A 19,969-nucleotide genomic window follows, 5' to 3' on the forward strand; every position below is an offset into this window, starting at 1 on the left:
TTGTGAATTTTTCATATGTTGAAATGTTGTAAATAATATCGTTGGCAAATTAGTTAATTAGCTATTTCCGTTCTATTGTTAATGTAAAAAGTACATTTCATGTTTATCCTATCCGCGAATTTCTCCAGGAAGCTTGATAATAGTTACTTTAGCTCCCGCAGATATTCCATTTTCCTCAGGTGGAACAACTATCAGACAATCGCTATCCTTGATCGTGACCGTCACAGAAGATTCGTCGATAGCTGCTGGAAAGGCATAAAGACTACCATCCCGGATCTCTAGTCGTGCTCTAACAAATCGGGTAAAGTTATTCACTCTATTATAATCTGCACCAAGTGTAGCTCTCCATTCAGGCAAGAAGGGTTGTGAGGCACTTTGCATTAATCTGATAACCGGACGTGCGAACAATTGAAACCCAACGAAACAAGCACCTGGATTACCTGATAGGGCTAACAGCAGCTTTCCCCCTCTAACAGCAGCAGTGGTAACGCTCCCCGGACGCATCGTCACTTTATTAAACAACATATCTCCACTCTGTTCACGTACCAAATCGCCCATAATATCATAATCTCCTACCGATACACCACCCGTTGTGATTACAAAATCATAAGTTTCCAGCGCCATCTGCACTTTACTTCGGGCCAGCTCCAGATCGTCCACAATGGATCCCAGCATCACTGGCTCCCCGCCTGCCTCTTTGACTAAAGCCTCAAGCATCGGTGAGTTGCTGTTTCGAATTTTTCCGGGCTGTAGCGGTTCATGTACCTCTAGCAGCTCTGTTCCTGTCGCAAAGATTGCCACCTTAGGCCGACGATAGACTTTTACTGTATGTATACCAAACGCTGCCAGAACAGCGATATCCCCCGCAGAGATTAATCGTCCCGCTGGCAGCACTAGCTCGCCAGGACTTAACTCCAGCCCCATCGGTGTGATATTAGAATTCGCTTCCTGCTTCTTACGAATACCAACGAAAGTCTTTCCATCCTCCACACGTGTCTCCGTTACTTCCAGCATTACTACAGTATCTGCCCCTGACGGAACTTGTGCCCCTGTCATTATTCTTGCTGTTGTTCCCGAAGTAATATCTACAGATTGCACAGCGCCACATGGAATATTGTCCACCATTTCTAACCATACGACTTGTCCATTTACACAGAGATTCGTATCCGCTGCGATAATCGCATATCCATCCATGCTCGAACGGTTAAACGCTGGGAAAGGATGCGGAGCAATTACTTCCTCAGCTAAATAGCGACCACAACACTCATTCAACGGGACCTTCTGTGGCTCTAACGGATTAGCGAATTTGATTATTTTAGCTTGTGCCTCTTTTACTTGAAGTGCTCTGCGCTGAAATTTATGATCCTCCATACAAATGCCTCCGCTCTAAATCGTCCATTTTTCAGTATAATAGGTACTATTTTAACATGAGACATCCTGAAGATAAATGAATTGCGGAAACGGCAAAATCCTTTACCTATTTCAACTACAAAATTGCACAAAAAAAGATGCGATCACAAGATCACATCTTCTACGATTCATTTCTAGGATGCTCTAATTACCTTCACATCACCAGGAATTACTTTTTCTCCTTCATAAAGCATGAACCGTCCATGTTGCCATTCCACACGCAGAAGCCGAGAATCGTCTGACTGATATTGCCATACATGCTGTTCTCCACCATTCATAAAAGGGGTTTGACCAGCAACAGCAACATATCCTTCATACTCTTCCTCCAGAAAAAATGTATAATCATCCAGTTCAAGAGTTGTTGGAACTTCAGCAGGATTATCTAAGCGCCCATCGATAGGTTTATACAAACCATATTGTAGCTGTTCCCGCTCCTCAATATGCAAATAGGCAATTTGACTACCATCTCTTAACGTCAGTACTACTGCGTTTCGTCCACGATTATGAGTCCTGCCGGTTACCTCGTAGGTAACGAGTGATACTTCACAGATGTCTCCGGGAGACAAATTAAGCATACTTTTCTGTACTTCCTGAGTCACTGGTTTGGAGAAAAGATTACCTATACGTTTCCATATACTCAATTTGATCATTCCCCCTACATAAATGCAGAAATAATTAAAGCTCCCGTAATTTGCAGTGAGCCTGATAATAAGCCGTATCCAATTTTGCCAAGCTGTGTCCCATGATCCAGGTCCAGATTCCCCCATTTAGCTAAGAGAAGACGGACCGTTCTTTCCAATATAAGCAAAAGAAAAAAAGATACAATCGAGACCAACAAAGCATCTGGCAAACTGTTAGATGCAGCTATCGATGACGATAAAATGAATGCCTGTGCTAATAGCTTCATCACAAAACGTGTAGTAACTGCCATATTTCCAGCCTTTAACTCTTCTAGATCATTGTATCGAGTGAAAAGTGAATCCACAAACATTAGCACAAACAGTAACACCGCACCGCTCACCGTCCACACGACCATGGACACCAGGATATGGAAATCCATTCAAATAGCCCCCGCTTATTCATTTTGCATGCCTGTCATAAGCATAGATAAAGCGAAGTGGAAACGATATTCCTGTCTCCCCTTCGCCTGTGAACATCAGCCGTGAATCGGCTAAGATCAAATGTTATTGCTTCTCATATTGTTTCATCAGAGCAGCCAATTCATCTTCTACTGCTTGATCTTTGTTCAGCTTCTCGAACTCATCATCAAGTGATTTGTTGCCCGAGCTCATTTCGTTGCTGGCTTCTGCTTGAGCTTCTGCTTGCAGCATTTTTTCTTCCATACGCTTCAGACCAGCAGATGCGGAATCAGAGCTGAAGCCGCTCATCGCTTTATTAATTTCAGTTTGAGCTTTGGCAGCATTATAACGAGCAACCAAGCTTTCGCGTTTGTTCTTCATTTGAGTAAGTTGCTTGCGCATTTCGTCAAGCTTCCCACGAAGATTATCCGCAGAGGCTTTGTTCTGATCGAAGCTAGCTTTGTATTCTACCAATTTAGCTTCAGCAGCCTTTTTCTCTTCCAGAGCACGGCGAGCGAGATCAACGTTACCAGCTTGAGCTGCAGCATGTGCCTGTTGTGTACGTTTGTTAACAAGCGCTTCCTGTTCTTCATACAGCTGCTTGAATTTCTTTTCAATAGCAATTTGAGCCGCTACCGCTTTTTCTGCATCTTCCAAATCTTCGGTCATATCACGAATGTACTGATCCGTCATTTTAATTGGATCTTCTGCTTTGTCAATAATCGCATTCACATTAGACATCGTTAAATCGCGCAATCTTTTAAATATAGACATGGTTTCATTCCTCCAAAAGATAATTTAAAAACTCACTTGATATCTTTTACGCAGAATTGCCAATCCCGTTTCAAATTTGTTGCGCTAAATATTGATTAACTTTATTATTTACAATTTCTACGACTTCCATAATGCCTTCTTTCGTGATCTCGTCGTAATGAATGCCCATAACAACTGTGACCGTCTTGTTCAGCGCCTCCGCTACCTTGACCGCAATTGATTCGCTTATCGTGTGCTCTTTATGGTGAGGAACCGCAGAGGTTTGCACCTCAACCTGATCTCCATTTAGATAAGCCGTACTTGACGCTCCGATATGATGAACGCCACCACAAATTACGAGCAAGAGATCACGTCCGACAGCCGTTGCCGTCAGCTCAATATCATCAGGATTAATCTTGTTAGAAGCCAATAGTATCTCCTCACTACTCTACTTTATATAATGCCACGTATTTCATCCAAGGATTGAATATTTTCTTGCACCATGAATTGCTCAAGCTCTTCAACAAGCTGACTACCCGCTCTTAAATTCATGAAATTGTAGGTTCCCACCTGAATTACCGAAGCACCTGCCATAATAAATTCAATAATATCAGTAGCTGTGGTGATGCCCCCCATTCCGATCACCGGAATAGATATGTTCTGAGCAACCTGATGCACCATGCGCAAAGCCACTGGCTTAATTGCTGGTCCGGACAGTCCGGCATACAAGTTATTAAACACACTGCTTCTCCGTCTCACATCAATCTTCATACCGGAAATAGTGTTAATCAGAGAGACGGCATCTGCTCCCTCTTCCTCACACATTTGCGCCATTTCAACGATATTCTCAGCACCTGGAGACAGCTTTACCGCAAGTGGCAGCTTAGTAGCACGTCTAACAGCTTGTACTACTTTTTGAGCTTCAGAAGTCTTGATCCCAAATGCGATTCCACCCTCTTTTACATTTGGACAGGAAATATTCAACTCAATCATATCAACAGCTGTTTTACCTAAGCTTGATCGCAGATCAGCATCACGTTGGATCATTTCTGCTCCAAGTACGTAATCTTCAAGCGTCCCGCCCCCAAGATTCACCAAACGAGCGGTATCGAGTGTTTCCCAATAAGGGCATTCTTTTTCCAAGAACGCGGCTACACCAGGATTCTCCAATCCTACACTATTCAGCATACCAGAGGCTGTCTCATATACTCGAGTGCCAGGATTACCTGCTTTTGGATGGAGGGTGAGCCCTTTGCCTGAGATTCCACCTAGTAAAGATACATCATACAGCTTTCCGTACTCACGACCAAAGCCGAATGTGCCTGAAGCCATTACAATCGGATTCTTAAAATGCACGCCTGCAATTGTTGTGCTCATCTTAGTCATGGAAAATCACCTCCTCTGAAAGGAACACAGGTCCGTCTGCACAGGCTTTTCGTTGTCCATCACGACATGAAACACTGCAGACAAGACAAGCACCAATACCGCAAGCCATTCGGTTCTCTAGAGAGAGGTAAACTTTTGTTTTGCTGCCTGCCTCTTCAGCTGCTATGCCTTTAAGCTGTGCAGCTTTAAGCATTGGGTGCGGACCGCAGACAAAAATATGATCATATTGACTAAAGTCTACACGATCCAAAATAAATCCGCCTACATCTACTGTAAGCTCGGCAGCCAATGGACGAAAGGCTTCTGTCCGATAAGCCTCCCGACTAAATCCTAGAAAGACATCACAACCGGGGAGCTGCTTTGCACAATAATATAGCGGCGCTATTCCGATCCCACCACCGATAAGTGCAACCTTCCCTTCTACCAGCGGGAATCCCGTACCAAAAGGTCCTTCAAGCTCCACAGAATCACCAGGAGTCAAACGAGAAAATATCTCTGTACCTTCCCCTACTACGTGATATAAAAATTCAATACTATCTTCGTTCACTTCATGTATACTTAACGGTCTGGAAAGGATGGGATAAGCTCCCCATGCCCGTAACATGTAGAATTGACCCATTTTACCGCCACTATTCGTTTCAACCTTAAGGTGGTACACTCCGTCTGTTAGCCTATCGTTACTTAAAACCATCCCCACGTTATCAAGCTCCTTCAAATTTTATCTTTATTAAGATTGCCTTAGAAGGAACATAAAATCTGTGACAAACTTCACATTCAAAGCGAGCTATCCTTTTTTCCAGATCCCACGTTCATAAGGTTTGGGTACGTTATGCACGCCTCCAAGCGCTTCTTCCGCATGTAAAGCCCAATAGGGATCACTTAACATCCCACGGCCAACTGCTACCAGCTCCGCCCGTTCTTCCGCGACAATGGACTGTGCCTCAGGATAAGATTCAAGCCGCCCTACTGCAATTACTGGCACCTGTAATTCACTGCGGATAAACTCTGCCAGATCCACTTGATAAGCAGGTCCGGCATTGGGCCCGCCATTTGAACCTATTGGACCTTCCCCACCTGAAGAAACATGGAACATATCCACACCAGCATTCTTATACCGGCGGCAAATATCCAGGGCATAATTAGCATCATATCCGCCCTCTACATATTCCTTAGCAGATATTCTCATAATCAATGGCATGTCCACAGGAACTACTTCTCGGACAGCTTTAACTACTTGTTCTCCGAACAGCGCAGGATCTTGGCCATATTCATCTTTTCTGATATTGGTCAATGGTGAATGAAACTGGTGAATTAAATAACCGTGTGCACCATGAATTTCAACCGTATCAAATCCTGCCTCCACAGCTCTGCGCGCACCTTCACGAAAAGCTTCGATCAACTCTAAAATCCCATCCTTAGAAAGAGCCTGTGGCGTTTTAGATTTAGAATCAAAAGGAATTGCTGATGGAGCTACTGGCGGCTCTGCATCCACGGCTTTCCGTCCAGCATGTCCTAATTGAACTGCGATTTTTGATCCATAGGCATGTACACCATCTGTGATTCTACGATAAGCATCAATTTGTGAATCACTCCAAATTCCTGTATCTCGATTAGTGATTCTACCGTCTGGATGTACGCCAGTCATTTCCACGATAATAAATCCTGTACCACCAATAGCACGGCTTACATAATGAACATAATGCCAATCATTAGGGATACCATCCTCTTTATCCACCGAATACTGGCACATAGGTGGCATAACAATACGATTCTTCAGCGATAACCCCTTCAATTCATACGGTGCAAACAAATCAGACATTCATGTCTCCATCCTTCCGTAATCTATAATTGGCTCGGGAATTTCCCGTTCTATTAGTATACACGCATTGGTTCCTTCAAGAAATCTTAACCAATACTGTATTGTTATCAGCATAAATCTACCCATCTATGGAGATAACAATTAAGAATATGACGGTGATCAGGTAGTAAAGGAGGCAGAGGGGATGTATTTTCAACGGAGAGGTCAGAAACTGCTTGTAATATTAGGAACAATCATAACTATGCTATTCCCAACCTATTCTTCAGAGGTTGCGTCAGCGCCTGTGCAGAGTCAGAAAACTCCGCAAGAACAAACACAAAGCGCACCCGTTTCAGACGAAGATAAGGCAATTTCAGCAGGTAGCGCTGCTACAAATAGTTCGACGCTTAACAACAATAAGAACACAAAAGGTCTGACGTTAAGTCAGCTATTACACAAATATCCAGAAACTTTTAAGACAAGTGGACCTCGTAATAAAGTCATCGCACTTACTTTTGATGATGTTCCTGATCCAAGATTTACCCCCCAATTGCTAAACATCCTAAAAAAATATCATGTCAAGGCAACCTTCTTTGTGGTGGGAAGTAGAGCAAAAAAACATCCAGCATTGGTAAAAAGGATGCTTAGAGAAGGTCATGCGATTGGTAATCACTCGTATAACCACCCTCAGTTTGTGAAATTAGAGATGAATGATTTTCGGACACAAATCATTAAGACCGAAAATATTATACAGACCTTGGCGGGATATAAACCTCGTCTAATTCGCCCACCCTATGGGGACATCAGTGAACAACAGTTAAAGTGGGCAAAAAATCATGGCTACACGCTGGTGAATTGGAATGTGGACTCTTTGGACTGGAAGGGACTTTCCAAAAACCAAGTTAGAAATAACATTCTAGCTCATATTGGAAGAGGAGCGATTATTCTTCAACACGGTGGAGGCGGTCCTGGTAGTCAACTACAAGGAACGATTCAAGCCTTGCCTGAAGTAATCACTATTATGCGCAAACGGGGTTATACATTCGTTACTGTTCCTCAATTACTACAGGTATCCAAAAGTAAATAAAGTATCCCCACAAACATAGACTTAATGATATTTTCTAAAAAAACGGAGGTAGCCGCTAAGGACTCCCTCCGTTTCCTATTTATCTTTTTAGAACTTTTCATATCTCATATTTATCTATATAAGTCTTTCTATTTTTATCTCTCTATTTAACAATGTATAATTGTACATATTGATAACCAAAAGATGATACAAAGCTTTGGCTACCAGGGATAAAGATATCTATACGATTACCCTTTATAGCACCGCCCACATCTGTTGCCGTAGCTAAGAAAGCATCTTTAGGCAATCCATCATGTGAATGACCTGTTACCAACACTTTGGTACCGAGTGGAATCACATTTGGATCAACTGCAATAGTACCAAGCTTGAGAGGATTTCCGAAATAATCTACAGCACCCCATCCGCCGTTCTCACTGCTTGCTGAAGAATAAGCTGATGCTTTAACTTGAATCGTTTTGTCATAATTAAAGGTCTTACCCCATGCTTCAACTGTTTTGGTCCCTGAGTTTACATTCAGATTTGGTGTAATCACTGGTGAATTGTCAGTTGTAGTTGTGGTTACGGACTCAGCCTGCATTTTACTAGGTATCGTAATCTCAAGACCTTCGTAAATATTAAGTGCTGCAACGTTTGGGTTTGCTTTCATTAATTCATTCATACCTACATTGTATTGCTTGGATAAAGTATAAAAAGTATTGCCTTCTTTAGCGATATGAACGCTGTCTGCATGTGCTGGTACAGCATGCAACAATGCACTGATTCCCATTACTGCAGCAAGGGCTTTAATTGTTCTAAATTTGTTCTTCATAATTGCCTCCTCATTAGATGGGCGTGAACGGTATGACTTCCGTATACGCTCGTGTACATTTTGAGTACCTATGTACATCCTGTGTGATTTCTTGGTGTGTTGTGGTCTTTTGTAAAACTGACAGGACTTAATATATCACAATTTTGTAACCTGTGCCTATGTAATTGTTACCATTACGAAATATCAAGTTTCAATTTTGTCATCTTTTCAGATTTCAGTTAACATATTTTTTATTATGTTAACTAAGTATAAAGATTCATTCACCTTTTTAAAAAAATATCATATAAATTTCCCGAAGATTTTACATAGCGTTAACATTTCATGCTTTATCCAATAGTAGAATGATAGAATATGATAAATAGATTAGATATAGATAACGAATCATATTTGGAGGTCTCATGAATACAGAAGAGAATAAAAACAACCAAAGCAGTCCAGCCACTGCTTACCTCAATAGAGATTTGAGCTGGATCGAATTTAACCGACGCGTGCTTAAAGAAGCGCAAGACCCAGATAACCCGCTAATGGAACGCGCTAGATTTCTGGCTATTGTCTCAAGTAATCTGGACGAATTTATAAGTGTCCGAGTGGCAGGAATTCAAGATCAAATCCGGGCGGGGTATACGAAAAAAGATTTCACTGGCTACACCCCTTCCGGGTTATACAAACGTCTCATTAAGAGAGTTACCAAAATTGTTGCCGATCAATACCGGATTTTCCGTGATATTTCACGGAGCTTGCATAAAGAAGGAATCGTTTTTGTGGATTATGAGGATCTCACTCATGCACAGGAACAGTCCATAGAACAATATTACCGGGATATTATCTATCCTGTACTTACACCAATGGCTGTTGACCAGAGTCGACCGTTTCCACTCGTGCATAGCCAATTCATCTATTTAGCAGTAGTTCTTACTCGTAAGAATGGCCTTGAAGAGGAGCCTTTTTTTGCAATTCTACAAATTCCATCAAATCTGCCGAGATGTATCCCTCTTCCGCACCGATCAAACAGTAAGAAACGGCAGTTCGTATTTATAGAGGATGTCATTCGTCATCACATTCAAACATTGTTTAGTGGTTACGAGCCTGTTGCTGTTAGTGAATTTCGTTTGACCCGCAACTCTGATCTCACGATCGACGAAGAAGGGGCCGAGGATCTTCTAGAGGAGATTGAAAAAGAGCTTCGCAAGCGTCGTCGCGGTGTCCCAGCAAGACTTGAAGTACAAAAAGGCATTCATCCTTATGCTTTGGAACAGCTGCAAGCTGAGTTTGAACTGGAGGACTTCGTATTCGAAATTGAAGGTCCACTAGATCTAAGTTTCCTTCGTAATTTCGCCGGAAGTATTAAAGGCTTTGGTTACTTAAACTATCCAAGCATTGAGCCCGTCTACCCTGCTGAATTTGAAGAAAACGAGGATTTCTTTGAGGTATTGCGTGAGCGGGATGTCCTAGTCTACCACCCTTACGAATCCTTTGACGCGATGACAGACTTTATCATTCAAGCATCAGAGGATGAACAGGTGATGGCCATTAAGATGACTTTGTACCGGGTTAGTGGAAACTCTCCATTGATCACTGCACTCGCTAATGCTGCTGAATCCGGGAAACAGGTAACTGTGGTTGTAGAGTTAAAGGCCAGGTTTGATGAGGAACGTAACATCGCTTGGGCTCGCCAACTCGAAAAATCCGGATGTCATGTCGTTTATGGTTTAGTTGGACTCAAAACGCATGCCAAAGTTACTTTGATCGTCCGTCAGGAAGGTCAAGAATTACGTCGCTACGTGCATGTAGGCACAGGAAACTACAATGACAGTACCGCCAAAGTATATACGGATCTCAGTCTATTTACCGCTCAAAGCGATATTGGACTCGATGCTTCTGAGCTATTTAATCAAATGACTGGCTATTCCGCCAATTTTGACTGGAACTCCTTTATTGTAGCTCCGACGAATATGAGTCTTTCCTTACAAAAGCTGATGCACCGTGAAGCGGAGCATGCTGCAGCTGGCAGACCTGCACGTATCATCGCCAAAATGAACTCTCTCTCCAATCAACAAGTCATTGACGATTTATATGGTGCTGCACAAGCCGGTGTATCTATCGATTTAATCGTTCGAGGAGTTTGTTGTCTTCGTCCGGGGATTGAAGGCTTGAGCGAGAACATTACGGTTCGCAGTATTGTCGACCGCTTTCTGGAGCATTCAAGAATTTACTATTTTGAAAATGGCGGAAAGCCTGAGGTTTATTTATCCAGTGCAGACTGGATGACAAGAAACCTAACCCGCCGGATTGAGCTGATGTGCCCAGTCAAAGACAGCAATATTCGTAAACAGATAGTTAAGATTCTTGAACTATCCCTTAAAGATAATGTGAAGGCCAGCTTCTTACAGCCTAACGGATATTACGAGCAACCAGACGACAAAAAGGCCCCTTTCCGGAGCCAGTTCGCAGCTATGGATGTTACACGTTGGAAGGGAACCCGAGTTTTACCTTTACCGCCCAAGCATTCTTAAATGCTTTTAAGGCATTCTCAATGTCCTCTAGACCGATCAGAAGTGCTGAGGTGCCCTCAAGGTCCAGATGAAGTGAATTGCCGTGTAGATTAGCTTTCAAGCCACTTACAATCCCGATCTCGGTGCTGTCCAGTGCAATACTTAGCTGAACAAGCGATCCAAGCTTATGAATCCACTCTTCGTCGGAAGGCAGTAAAATGTCCTTATACATTTGGGACAGTTTCTGCTTCCGGCTTTTTGTGCTATACGAGGCAATCATCGCGCATAGGATAAGCTGACGGTGTGTTAGCCCACGAATCGGTGAATTCATTAGCCAATACAGGGTATGACGTTTGGATTGATAATAGTTAATGTTAGATCCCGTGCGATGCAGCATGATGGATACATAAATTAACATCTCATGTTCAGCTTTATTCTCCTCATCCTTGAATGCATCAAACAGACTTAGCGCAAGCTTGTTGATATGATCCAAATACCGTTTAGAGGTACGAATATCAAACCGAATGATCGTATTTAAACTGTATTCAAGCGCACTGTCTCGCACCGGTTGCTCCGGCTTCAGTAGATCATGAAGCATGCCTTCTCTGAGCCCTTCACCGCTGATTACAGCCTGGCTAGCACCAATATACTGATATACCGTATGGAAAATAATTAACCCGGATACAATGATATCTGCTCGGCTCTTAGACAGTCCATCTAAATCTTTACGTTTATCGTAAGGCATTGAAGGTAATGTGTTCATAAAATGCTCAATCGTCTCACTAGCCATGGTGTAACCATGCGAGTTAGGTAATGAATATGCTCTCGTTTTTTGATCCAGCTTGCCTAAAGAACGCACCGTCCCTCCCAGTCCAAATAACGGAAGACCCGCTGTTGCGTTAAGCCAATCATGTTCTACCAATCTCCCCAGAACAAAAGTCTCCAGCTTGTGAATCTGATCTCCGTTCCAGTTACCACCTTGTCCGAACATCAGGTTTGTATTCACCGCTCCAAATGGAAAGGAAATGCTATGTTGATACCGTCGTCCGCGAAAAAGTGTGATTTCAGTACTGCCGCCACCAATATCTATGACATAACCATCCTCAACATTAAAAGCGTTTATGACACCTAAGAAGCCAAAGTAAGCCTCCTGATGACCACTAATAACCTCTATTGGAATCGCAGAAGCTTCTGACAAGAAGGTAATAATTTCATTAGAGTTAGCTGCGTTTCTGATTGCCGCTGTAGCACCCGCACGTATAGTCTCCACTTCAAAAGCATTGCAGATCTCCTTAAACTGACGCAAGACAGGAATAATGGTCTCCATATCCTTCTGTTCTAGTCGACCTTCCTTCGTAATCTTCTCACTAAGACGTGCAGAGTACTTACACTCCTTGATGATCTTATAGCCTCCCTCCGGCGTTGTATCATAGATTACAAGACGTATGGAGTTAGAACCAATATCAATAATGCCTATACGGCGCAGATCATCTCTCATTATGTATGTACTCCTTTTCAAGTTGATTGACCATCTATTATACATGGTTTACATAAATAAATGAACTCAGTCCATTATATCCTCAATTAACGCAACTGTTAAAAAAATAAAGCGGCGCCCGGATAACTTGTCCGAGTGCCGCTGTAATTTAACTTATTATAACACTTTACTTAAAAAATCCTGCGTACGTGCATGTTGAGGATTCCCGAAGACTTGTGCCGGTGTACCCTGCTCTACAATGACGCCACCATCCATAAATAGAATACGGTCGCCCACTTCGCGGGCAAAGCCCATCTCATGCGTAACAATGACCATTGTCATCCCATCTTCTGCAAGCTTCTTCATAACCTCCAGCACCTCACCGACCATTTCTGGGTCAAGTGCTGAGGTTGGCTCGTCAAAGAGCATCACATGGGGCTGCATTGCCAGCGCACGGGCAATCGCGATCCGCTGCTTCTGTCCTCCGGATAGCTGAGCTGGATAAGCATCCTTCTTATCTTCCAGCCCTACAGTTTTCAGTAACTCCATTGCAAATTTATCTGCTTCAGCCTGCTGCTGCTTTCTCACCTTAATGGGTGCGAGAGTAATATTTTGCAGAACTGTTTTATGAGGAAAGAGGTTAAACTGCTGAAATACCATTCCCATCTTCTCACGTGTGACATTAATATCATGTTTTTTAGAGGTAATCGATTCACCTTCAAACGTGATTTCGCCACCTGTTGGCTGCTCCAGTAAATTCAAACAACGCAGGAAGGTACTTTTACCCGATCCACTCGGTCCGATCACGACGACGACCTCACCCTTATGAATCTCCAAGTCAATCCCTTTGAGAATTTCCAGCTTCCCATAATTTTTTTGCAAGTTCTTAACGGCGATCATCGGTATTCAGCCTCCTTTCCAATCTGCCAAGGATCTTGGATAGCGTAAATGTCAGTACAAAGTACATAAATGCGATTATTACCAGTGGTGTCATACCATCGTATGAAATCGTTGTAACCGTACGGGCTTGAAACATCAAATCCGTAACGCCGATAAAAGAAATAATCGATGATTCCTTGATAATGGTGATGAATTCATTTCCGATTGCCGGAAGAACACTTTTCAGTGCCTGAGGGAGAATAATATGACGCATAGTCATCCCTTGCTTCATTCCAAGCGAACGGGCTGCCTCCATTTGTCCGCGATCTACCCCCTGTATCCCAGCACGGAAAATCTCTGCAAGGTAAGCAGAACTGTTAATGGATAAAGTGATTGCCCCTGACTGAATCGGTGTAAACTCAATACCGAACGTAGCCAATCCATAGTGGATTAGGAAAAGTTGTACAAGCATAGGCGTGCCACGAAGGAATTCTACCCAGGCTGTTGCCAAGAAGCGAAGCACACCCCATTTGGACATACGCAGCAATGAAACGATAATTCCTAGAATAAAACCAAAGAAGACACCCAGAACGGCAAGTAACAAAGTATACTGCAAACCGGTCAGGAAAAAATCACGATAATCATAAGCCATTTTAAATAAAGTAATATCCATAACCTATCCTCCCATCTCCAAAAAAATAGAAAATAGCTACTGCCGCTATTTTCTGTATACACATACAATTTACTTTAGCAGACTTAAATAATATCCGTTGTTTCTTTACTTCGTGCTATCTGCAAGCTCACTAGCTGCCGTCACATACTCATCAATTTTACCTTCTGAGTTTAAACGTGTCAGTGTGCTGTTTACTTGATCCAAAAGCTCTTTATTGCCTTTCTTAATACCAATTGCATAACCATCGTCTTCAACTTCCGGCTTAGCATCAGTAATTACAAGACCAGGAACATTCTTAACGAATGATTTGGCGACAGGTCCTTCAATGATAGCAGTATCTACACGATTGGATTGCAATTGTAGAACGATTTCGGAGATTTTACCAAGAGAAGTGATCTTAGCTCCCTCTATCCCTTTAGCGATTTCTTCTTGAATCGATCCAGTCTGCACACCAATTTTCGTACCTTTTACAGCGTCCATAGTGGCGTATTTATCTTTATCTGCTTCGCGCACAACAATGGCTTGTTCAGCTTTGTAATAAATGTCTGAAAGGTCAACTGCCTTTTTACGTTCTTCAGTTGGGCTCAGTCCAGAAATTACAATATCTACTCTTCCGCTGGACAATTCGTTTAGCAGTGAATCGAATGGCAAGTCCTTAATTACAAGTTCAGCGCCCATATCAGCAGCAATTTCCTTAGCAATATCGATATCGAAGCCCACGATAGTATCTTTACCGTCTACTACTTTATGGAATTCGTATGGAGGAAAATCAGCACTTGTTCCCATTGTAAGCTTCTTAGTAGCCCCACCGGAATTAGCATTACCAGTTGCAGCGGTATCATTATCATTTTTATTTTGACCGCAGCCTGACAACAGACCTACCGCTAATATCATACCTAAACCAAGTTTACCCCATTTGTTCATTTCTATATCTCCCCTATTCTTATGAAAAAAATCCAAGTTGTCTCTTTGACCGACTTATTATAAATCAGAACGCATGAATATGCAAAGGCATAATTGTGACAATAACTTCCTTTTAATGGGTTTCAAAGCAAATGATTCATTGTTCAGAAAATAATTATTCAACATTTATTCAAATTTTATATAATTTTATACATTTTTACTATTCCCTAACTTAACCAAATCATGCGGCTAGGTCTCCATTATTCCCATAAAAAAGAGTACTCCTGAAGTATGAGTAAAACTTCAAGAGTACTCCTTATTAAACTGTTAGAGAATAGGATAAACCTTTAATCCGTAATTTCATTATAAATATCAATGTACTGCTGAGCGGATACATTCCAGCTGTAATCGCCAGCGAACGCGTTTTTCGTAATCTTTTTCCAGTGTTCAGGCTGCTTAAATAAAGAGATCGCCCGGCGAAGCGTAAACATCATATCGTGGGCATTGTAGTTGCTGAATGTGAAGCCATTACCTTCACCGGATTCTTCATTGTAAGCTTGGACAGTGTCATTTAAACCACCCGTTTCCCGAACTACTGGTATGCTTCCGTAACGCAATGCGAGAAGTTGACTGATCCCACAAGGTTCAAACTTGGAAGGCATGAGAAAGATATCACTAGCGGCATATATTTTGCGTGAGAGTGCATCATTAAACAGGATTTGTGAAGATAACTTTGTTGGATAACGCCAAGTTGCCTCCTTGAACCAACGCTCATAGGACTCATCCCCCGTTCCCAGCAGAACAAATTGAATGTCATCATTATAGAGTAGCTCATCCAATACTCGAGTAAGCAGATCTAAGCCTTTGGAATCCACAAGACGAGTAACCATCGCAACCATAGGGATATTAGCATCCACAGGTAATCCTAATTCCTCTTGCAGGGCTAGCTTGTTCTCCGCTTTCTTAGCCAGATTAGAACGATAACGGGTAACAAGACTTGTATCTGTTGCAGGGTTATAACTTTTCGTATCAATCCCATTCACAATACCGCTTAACACATCCGCTCTCGCATTCAACAATCCATCCAGCCCATAACCATAATATGGGGTCCGGATTTCTTCTGAGTAGGTTGGACTAACGGTGGTGACACGATCGCTGTATACAATGCCACCTTTTAAGAAATTCACATTCCCGTAATACTCCACGCCTCCAAAATAACTGCTGTCCAGACCTAATAGCTCACCAAGCACCTCATAAGGAAACACTCCCTGATACAACAGGTTATGTATAGTAAATACACTTCGCATTTCGCTGTAAAATGGATTGTGTCGATAATGTCCCTGAAGCAGCATTGGGATCACAGCCGCATGCCAATCATGGCAATGCAAGACATCAGGCTGAAAATCAATAGCCGGTAGGCACTCCAGCACCGCACGATTATAAAACGCGAAGCGTTCACCATCATCCATATATCCGTAAATTCCGTCCCGCCCAAAATAGTACTCATTGTCGATAAAGTATACCGGAATACCGTCATAAACCATATGTTCGATCCCACAGTATTGATTACGCCAGCCGATTGGCACATAAACTTCCGTTAAATGTTCCATTTTCGAAGTAAACTTTTCAGGAATCCCACGATATTTAGGCAAAATCACTCGTACATCCACCCCGGCACCCTTCAGCGCTTTAGGTAATGCCCCAATGACATCGGCCAGGCCACCCGTTTTGATAAATGGATGAGCTTCAGCTGCGGCAAATAAAACTTTCATGATTATTTCCCCCTTTAAAGTGTACGGATTCTCTATACTTGCTTTGAACTATTACTCATTTGCCTCTTTACTCTTACCCACTCGTGCTGTTTTCTTAAACACTAGGAAGCTAAGAGGCGGTAATGTTAGCTCTATGCTATTCACCTGATTATGCCATTCCAGCTTTTTGCTCTTCTGAGGTACATTGTGTATACCCGAGCCTCCGAATGCTACATCTTCCGAGCTAAAGATTTCTTCATAAGTCCCTTGACGTGGGACACCTATACGATACTGTTGACGCTGGGCAGGTTGAAAATTGATGATAAACAGTAAGGTATCTCCAGGCTTCTTACCTTTACGCATATATGAAATTACGCTTTGCTCATTGTCATCTGCATCAATCCATTGATAACCCTCTTGAGAATGGTCAAGCTCCCACAGAGCTTTCTCCGAGCGATACAATTTATTAAGAGCAGCAGTATAGGCTAGCATGCCGCGATGGCTCTCATAGTCCAGCAGCAGCCAATCCAGCTGTTCCTGATCCTTCCATTCGATAAATTGACCAAATTCTCCCCCCATAAACAGGAGTTTCTTTCCGGGATGGGATATTTGATAACCAAGCAACTGCCTAAGTCCTGCGAACTTTTGTTCATAAGAACCCGGCATTTTATCGAGCAACGACTTCTTGCCATGTACAACCTCATCATGCGATAGCGGTAATGCATAATTTTCGGCATAAGCATAACATATTGGGAAAGTTAATAAATTATGATGATATGGACGCCCCCAGAAATCATGTTCTATGTAGCCCAATGTATCATTCATCCATCCCATATTCCATTTGTAATTGAAACCTAGGCCACCTTCATGAGCGGGTGCAGTAACTCCCGGCCAAGCACTGGATTCTTCTGCCATCATCAATGCTTTAGGAAAATACTGAAATATCGCTTTATTCAGGTTCTGAATAAACTTAATGGCCTCTAAATTCTCAAGACCACCATTCACATTCCGCCGATATTGATGAGCCTGCTTTTCAAAATCGAGACGAAGCATGCTGGTAACCGCATCTACACGCATCCCGTCAATATGATAATACTCAAACCAAAAGAGTGCGTTTGAGATGAGAAACGAAGAAATCTCTGGCTTGCTGAAATCAAAGGAAAGAGTTCCCCAGCCTGGTTTTTCCGCCAACATCGGATCTGCATATTCATAAAGCGGTGAACCATCAAACATTCTTAAACCGTGAGCATCCTTTGCAAAATGAGCCGGAACCCAATCCAGAATCACACCTATTCCACCTTGATGCAGATGATCGATTAAATACATCAACTCGTGGGGTTCACCATATCGACTCGTCGCCGCGAAATACCCCGTTCCTTGATAGCCCCAAGATAAATCGTATGGATGCTCCGCTAGAGGCATAAACTCAACATGGGTATAGCCCATTTCCACCAAATAAGGAATTAATAATTCACTCATTTCTTTATAGCTATAAAATTCTCCGTCTTCTTTTTGACGCCAAGTTCCAAAATGCATCTCATAAATGTTCATCGGTTGATGATATGGAGCTTTACTCTTTCTCCGCCATACCGCATCCCCCCATCGGTAACCACTGAGATCCGTAACAACGGATGCAGTCGCCGGGCGAACCTCAGCTTTGAAGGCAAATGGATCAGCTTTAAGGAAGCTTGAGCCATCACTGGCAACAATCCTGTATTTGTAAAAAGTTCCCGGCTCTATTCCCGGAAAAAAACGACTCCAAAATCCTGAATCGGGTATCTTATATAACGAGTCCATGTCCTGTGTTCCATCCCAGCCGTTATGATCACCAGCTAGTCCTACATATGTCGCATGAGGAGCCCACACGGTAAAGCGCACGCCCGTAACGCCTTCTTCAGCGGCAGTGTGCGCACCCAGCATAGAATAGCTGCGATAATTGGTGCCCTCATGGAACAAATAAATATCAGCAGCTGACGGAAGGGTATCGATTGTTGCTATTTCAGCCAATTCTACACCACCTTTTTTGAATGCTTGTACCTATTACATTAACCGAATATTACCATTTTGAAAATGATTTGATGTGAAAACAAAAGATTTTCTGATAAAGAAATATTAATTGTAATTTTTCTTTTTACACAGCAATATACTTCACCTATGTCGTTTCAAGTGCTTGTCGTAAGTTTATATTACAAGCATTGACAAAATAATGGGAGGGATAACAAATGAATAACAAAAAAGATTGTATCGCCATGCTCTTGGCAGGAGGGGAAGGCCGCAGATTGGCTCCCTTAACTTCCAGTATGGCTAAGCCTGCAGTCCCTTTCGGTGGACAGTACAAAATTATTGATTTCCCACTAAGTAATTGTGTAAATTCCAAAATTGATACAGTAGGTGTCCTGACACAGTATGAAGCTGAATCCTTGCATGATCACATCGGAGAAGGTGAACCCTGGGGCTTACATAGTCAAAAGGACAAAGGCGTCACCCTGCTTCCTTCCGGTGTTGAAGGCAGAGATAGCTATACAGGAACTGCTGATGCGATTTATAAGAACATTGAATATATCGATAGCTGCAATCCAGAACATGTACTCATTCTATCCGGTGACCATATTTACCATATGGATTATCGGAAAATGCTAGAATATCATGTAGGGAAAGCTGCAAAAGCCACCATCTCCGTAATGGAGGTACCGTGGGATGAAGCCAGTCGTTTTGGCGTAATGAACGTAAATGATGAACTAAAAATTTCTGAGTTTGCGGAAAAACCTAAAGTACCTAAAAGTAATTTGGCTTCCATGGGTATTTACCTGTTTGAGTGGGCTTATCTGAAGGAGCACTTGTTGCGGGATGCAGCTAATCCGAATTCCAGTCATGACTTTGGTAAAGATGTTATACCAACGATGCTTGATCAGAATGATGATTTATTCGCTTACCGCTTCAAAGGATACTGGAGAGATGTTGGAACTGTGGGTAGTCTCTGGGAAGCACACATGGACCTTCTGCAAAAAAACAATGGCATGAAGCTCGACAAAGCACATTGGCCGATGTACAGCCGGATCCGCCGGACTAAGCTTGCTGTCCATAAACCACGTGTTCAGATCCCATCAACGGACTCAATCGTGAATGAATTCTGCACACAAGAAGGCAGCTTACAACGTTCTGTAATCTTCAACGGTGTAGAAATCGGCAAAATGAGCCAGATTAAACAAAGTGTTATTATGCCTGGCGTCCGCATTGGGCGTGGAGTACAGATTGAAAATGCCATTATTGGCGAAGGTGCAATTATTAAAGATGGAACTGTCATCAAAGGAAGTATAAATAATATTGTAGTCGTTGGGCCTTATGAGACCGTAGCTCCAAAGCCAGCGGTTCGAAACCAACCCTCCCGTCTATTTCAGGATGTTTATGAGAAGACAGGACGTCTACGGGAAGTTCTCCCTTCATAAAAACCATTATATAGAAAAATACTTTAT

Annotated in this window: 16 protein-coding genes and 1 pseudogene; 3 read left to right on the forward strand and 14 right to left on the reverse strand. The window is 42.5% G+C overall.

Features of this window, described 5'->3' with window-relative positions:
• Positions 1-108: 108 nt before the first annotated feature.
• From glp to NSU15_RS16410, 8 genes are all read right to left on the reverse strand, one after another.
• Positions 109-1,371, reverse strand: a complete 1,263-nt coding sequence (gene glp / locus NSU15_RS16375) for a gephyrin-like molybdotransferase Glp (RefSeq protein WP_339286772.1) — start codon at positions 1,369-1,371, stop codon at positions 109-111.
• A gap of 173 nt (positions 1,372-1,544) precedes the next feature.
• A complete protein-coding gene (locus NSU15_RS16380) occupies positions 1,545-2,051 on the reverse strand; it encodes a DUF4178 domain-containing protein (protein ID WP_042128234.1) in 507 nt (168 codons plus the stop codon).
• 14 nt (positions 2,052-2,065) lie between these two features.
• Positions 2,066-2,470 (reverse strand): DUF350 domain-containing protein, encoded by a 405-nt coding sequence (locus NSU15_RS16385; protein WP_042128236.1) that lies wholly within the window; start codon positions 2,468-2,470, stop codon positions 2,066-2,068.
• A 124-nt stretch (positions 2,471-2,594) separates the two neighbouring features.
• Entirely contained in the window at positions 2,595-3,263 is a 669-nt protein-coding gene (locus NSU15_RS16390; protein WP_042128238.1) for a PspA/IM30 family protein, read from the reverse strand.
• A gap of 70 nt (positions 3,264-3,333) precedes the next feature.
• Positions 3,334-3,672 carry a hypothetical protein gene (locus NSU15_RS16395; protein ID WP_231573789.1) on the reverse strand — a complete coding sequence of 113 codons (339 nt, stop codon included), beginning with the start codon at positions 3,670-3,672 and terminating at the stop codon, positions 3,334-3,336.
• A 23-nt stretch (positions 3,673-3,695) separates the two neighbouring features.
• A complete protein-coding gene (locus tag NSU15_RS16400) occupies positions 3,696-4,628 on the reverse strand; it encodes a dihydroorotate dehydrogenase (RefSeq protein ID WP_042128240.1) in 933 nt (310 codons plus the stop codon).
• Entirely contained in the window at positions 4,621-5,325 is a 705-nt protein-coding gene (locus NSU15_RS16405; RefSeq protein ID WP_139328501.1) for a dihydroorotate dehydrogenase electron transfer subunit, read from the reverse strand. Before NSU15_RS16405 ends, NSU15_RS16400 begins: the two co-directional genes overlap by 8 nt.
• Before the next feature lie 87 nt (positions 5,326-5,412).
• Positions 5,413-6,447, reverse strand: a complete 1,035-nt coding sequence (locus NSU15_RS16410; RefSeq protein WP_042128242.1) for an NADH:flavin oxidoreductase/NADH oxidase — start codon at positions 6,445-6,447, stop codon at positions 5,413-5,415.
• A gap of 184 nt (positions 6,448-6,631) precedes the next feature.
• Here NSU15_RS16410 and NSU15_RS16415 point away from each other — a divergent pair, with 184 nt between their 5' ends.
• Positions 6,632-7,513, forward strand: coding sequence for a polysaccharide deacetylase family protein (locus NSU15_RS16415; RefSeq protein ID WP_339286777.1), 882 nt, complete (start codon positions 6,632-6,634; stop codon positions 7,511-7,513).
• A 142-nt stretch (positions 7,514-7,655) separates the two neighbouring features.
• Here NSU15_RS16415 and NSU15_RS16420 read toward each other — a convergent pair whose 3' ends face one another.
• A complete protein-coding gene (locus NSU15_RS16420) occupies positions 7,656-8,321 on the reverse strand; it encodes a 3D domain-containing protein (protein ID WP_076118682.1) in 666 nt (221 codons plus the stop codon).
• Between the two features lie 398 nt (positions 8,322-8,719).
• On the opposite strand from NSU15_RS16420, the gene ppk1 reads away from it, so the two are divergent.
• Positions 8,720-10,834 carry a polyphosphate kinase 1 gene (gene ppk1 / locus NSU15_RS16425; protein WP_042128248.1) on the forward strand — a complete coding sequence of 705 codons (2,115 nt, stop codon included), beginning with the start codon at positions 8,720-8,722 and terminating at the stop codon, positions 10,832-10,834.
• Here the strand turns inward: ppk1 and NSU15_RS16430 are convergent.
• The 5 genes and pseudogenes from NSU15_RS16430 to glgB form a co-directional block, all read right to left on the reverse strand.
• On the reverse strand, positions 10,782-12,311 hold the full coding sequence (locus NSU15_RS16430; protein ID WP_339286779.1) for a Ppx/GppA phosphatase family protein: 1,530 nt from the start codon (positions 12,309-12,311) through the stop codon (positions 10,782-10,784). The genes ppk1 and NSU15_RS16430 overlap by 53 nt on opposite strands.
• Positions 12,312-12,467: 156 nt before the next feature.
• Entirely contained in the window at positions 12,468-13,190 is a 723-nt protein-coding gene (locus NSU15_RS16435; RefSeq protein WP_042128251.1) for an amino acid ABC transporter ATP-binding protein, read from the reverse strand.
• Positions 13,177-14,640, reverse strand: a pseudogene (locus tag NSU15_RS16440) (ABC transporter permease subunit); the annotation flags it as partial. The pseudogene NSU15_RS16440 and the gene NSU15_RS16435, both read right to left, overlap by 14 nt.
• 452 nt (positions 14,641-15,092) lie before the next feature.
• The gene (gene glgA / locus NSU15_RS16445; RefSeq protein ID WP_339286782.1) at positions 15,093-16,517 is read right to left on the reverse strand and encodes a glycogen synthase GlgA; all 1,425 of its coding nucleotides are present in this window, start codon (positions 16,515-16,517) and stop codon (positions 15,093-15,095) included.
• Positions 16,518-16,568: 51 nt separating this feature from the next.
• Positions 16,569-18,503 carry a 1,4-alpha-glucan branching protein GlgB gene (glgB, locus tag NSU15_RS16450; RefSeq protein WP_339286784.1) on the reverse strand — a complete coding sequence of 645 codons (1,935 nt, stop codon included), beginning with the start codon at positions 18,501-18,503 and terminating at the stop codon, positions 16,569-16,571.
• Between the two features lie 215 nt (positions 18,504-18,718).
• Between glgB and NSU15_RS16455 the strand changes: the two genes are divergently transcribed.
• A complete protein-coding gene (locus NSU15_RS16455; RefSeq protein WP_339286786.1) occupies positions 18,719-19,942 on the forward strand; it encodes a glucose-1-phosphate adenylyltransferase in 1,224 nt (407 codons plus the stop codon).
• Positions 19,943-19,969: the final 27 nt, after the last annotated feature.

This window comes from Paenibacillus sp. FSL E2-0201 (assembly GCF_037963325.1).
In the GTDB taxonomy this organism is placed as follows: Bacteria; Bacillota; Bacilli; order Paenibacillales; family Paenibacillaceae; genus Paenibacillus_AQ.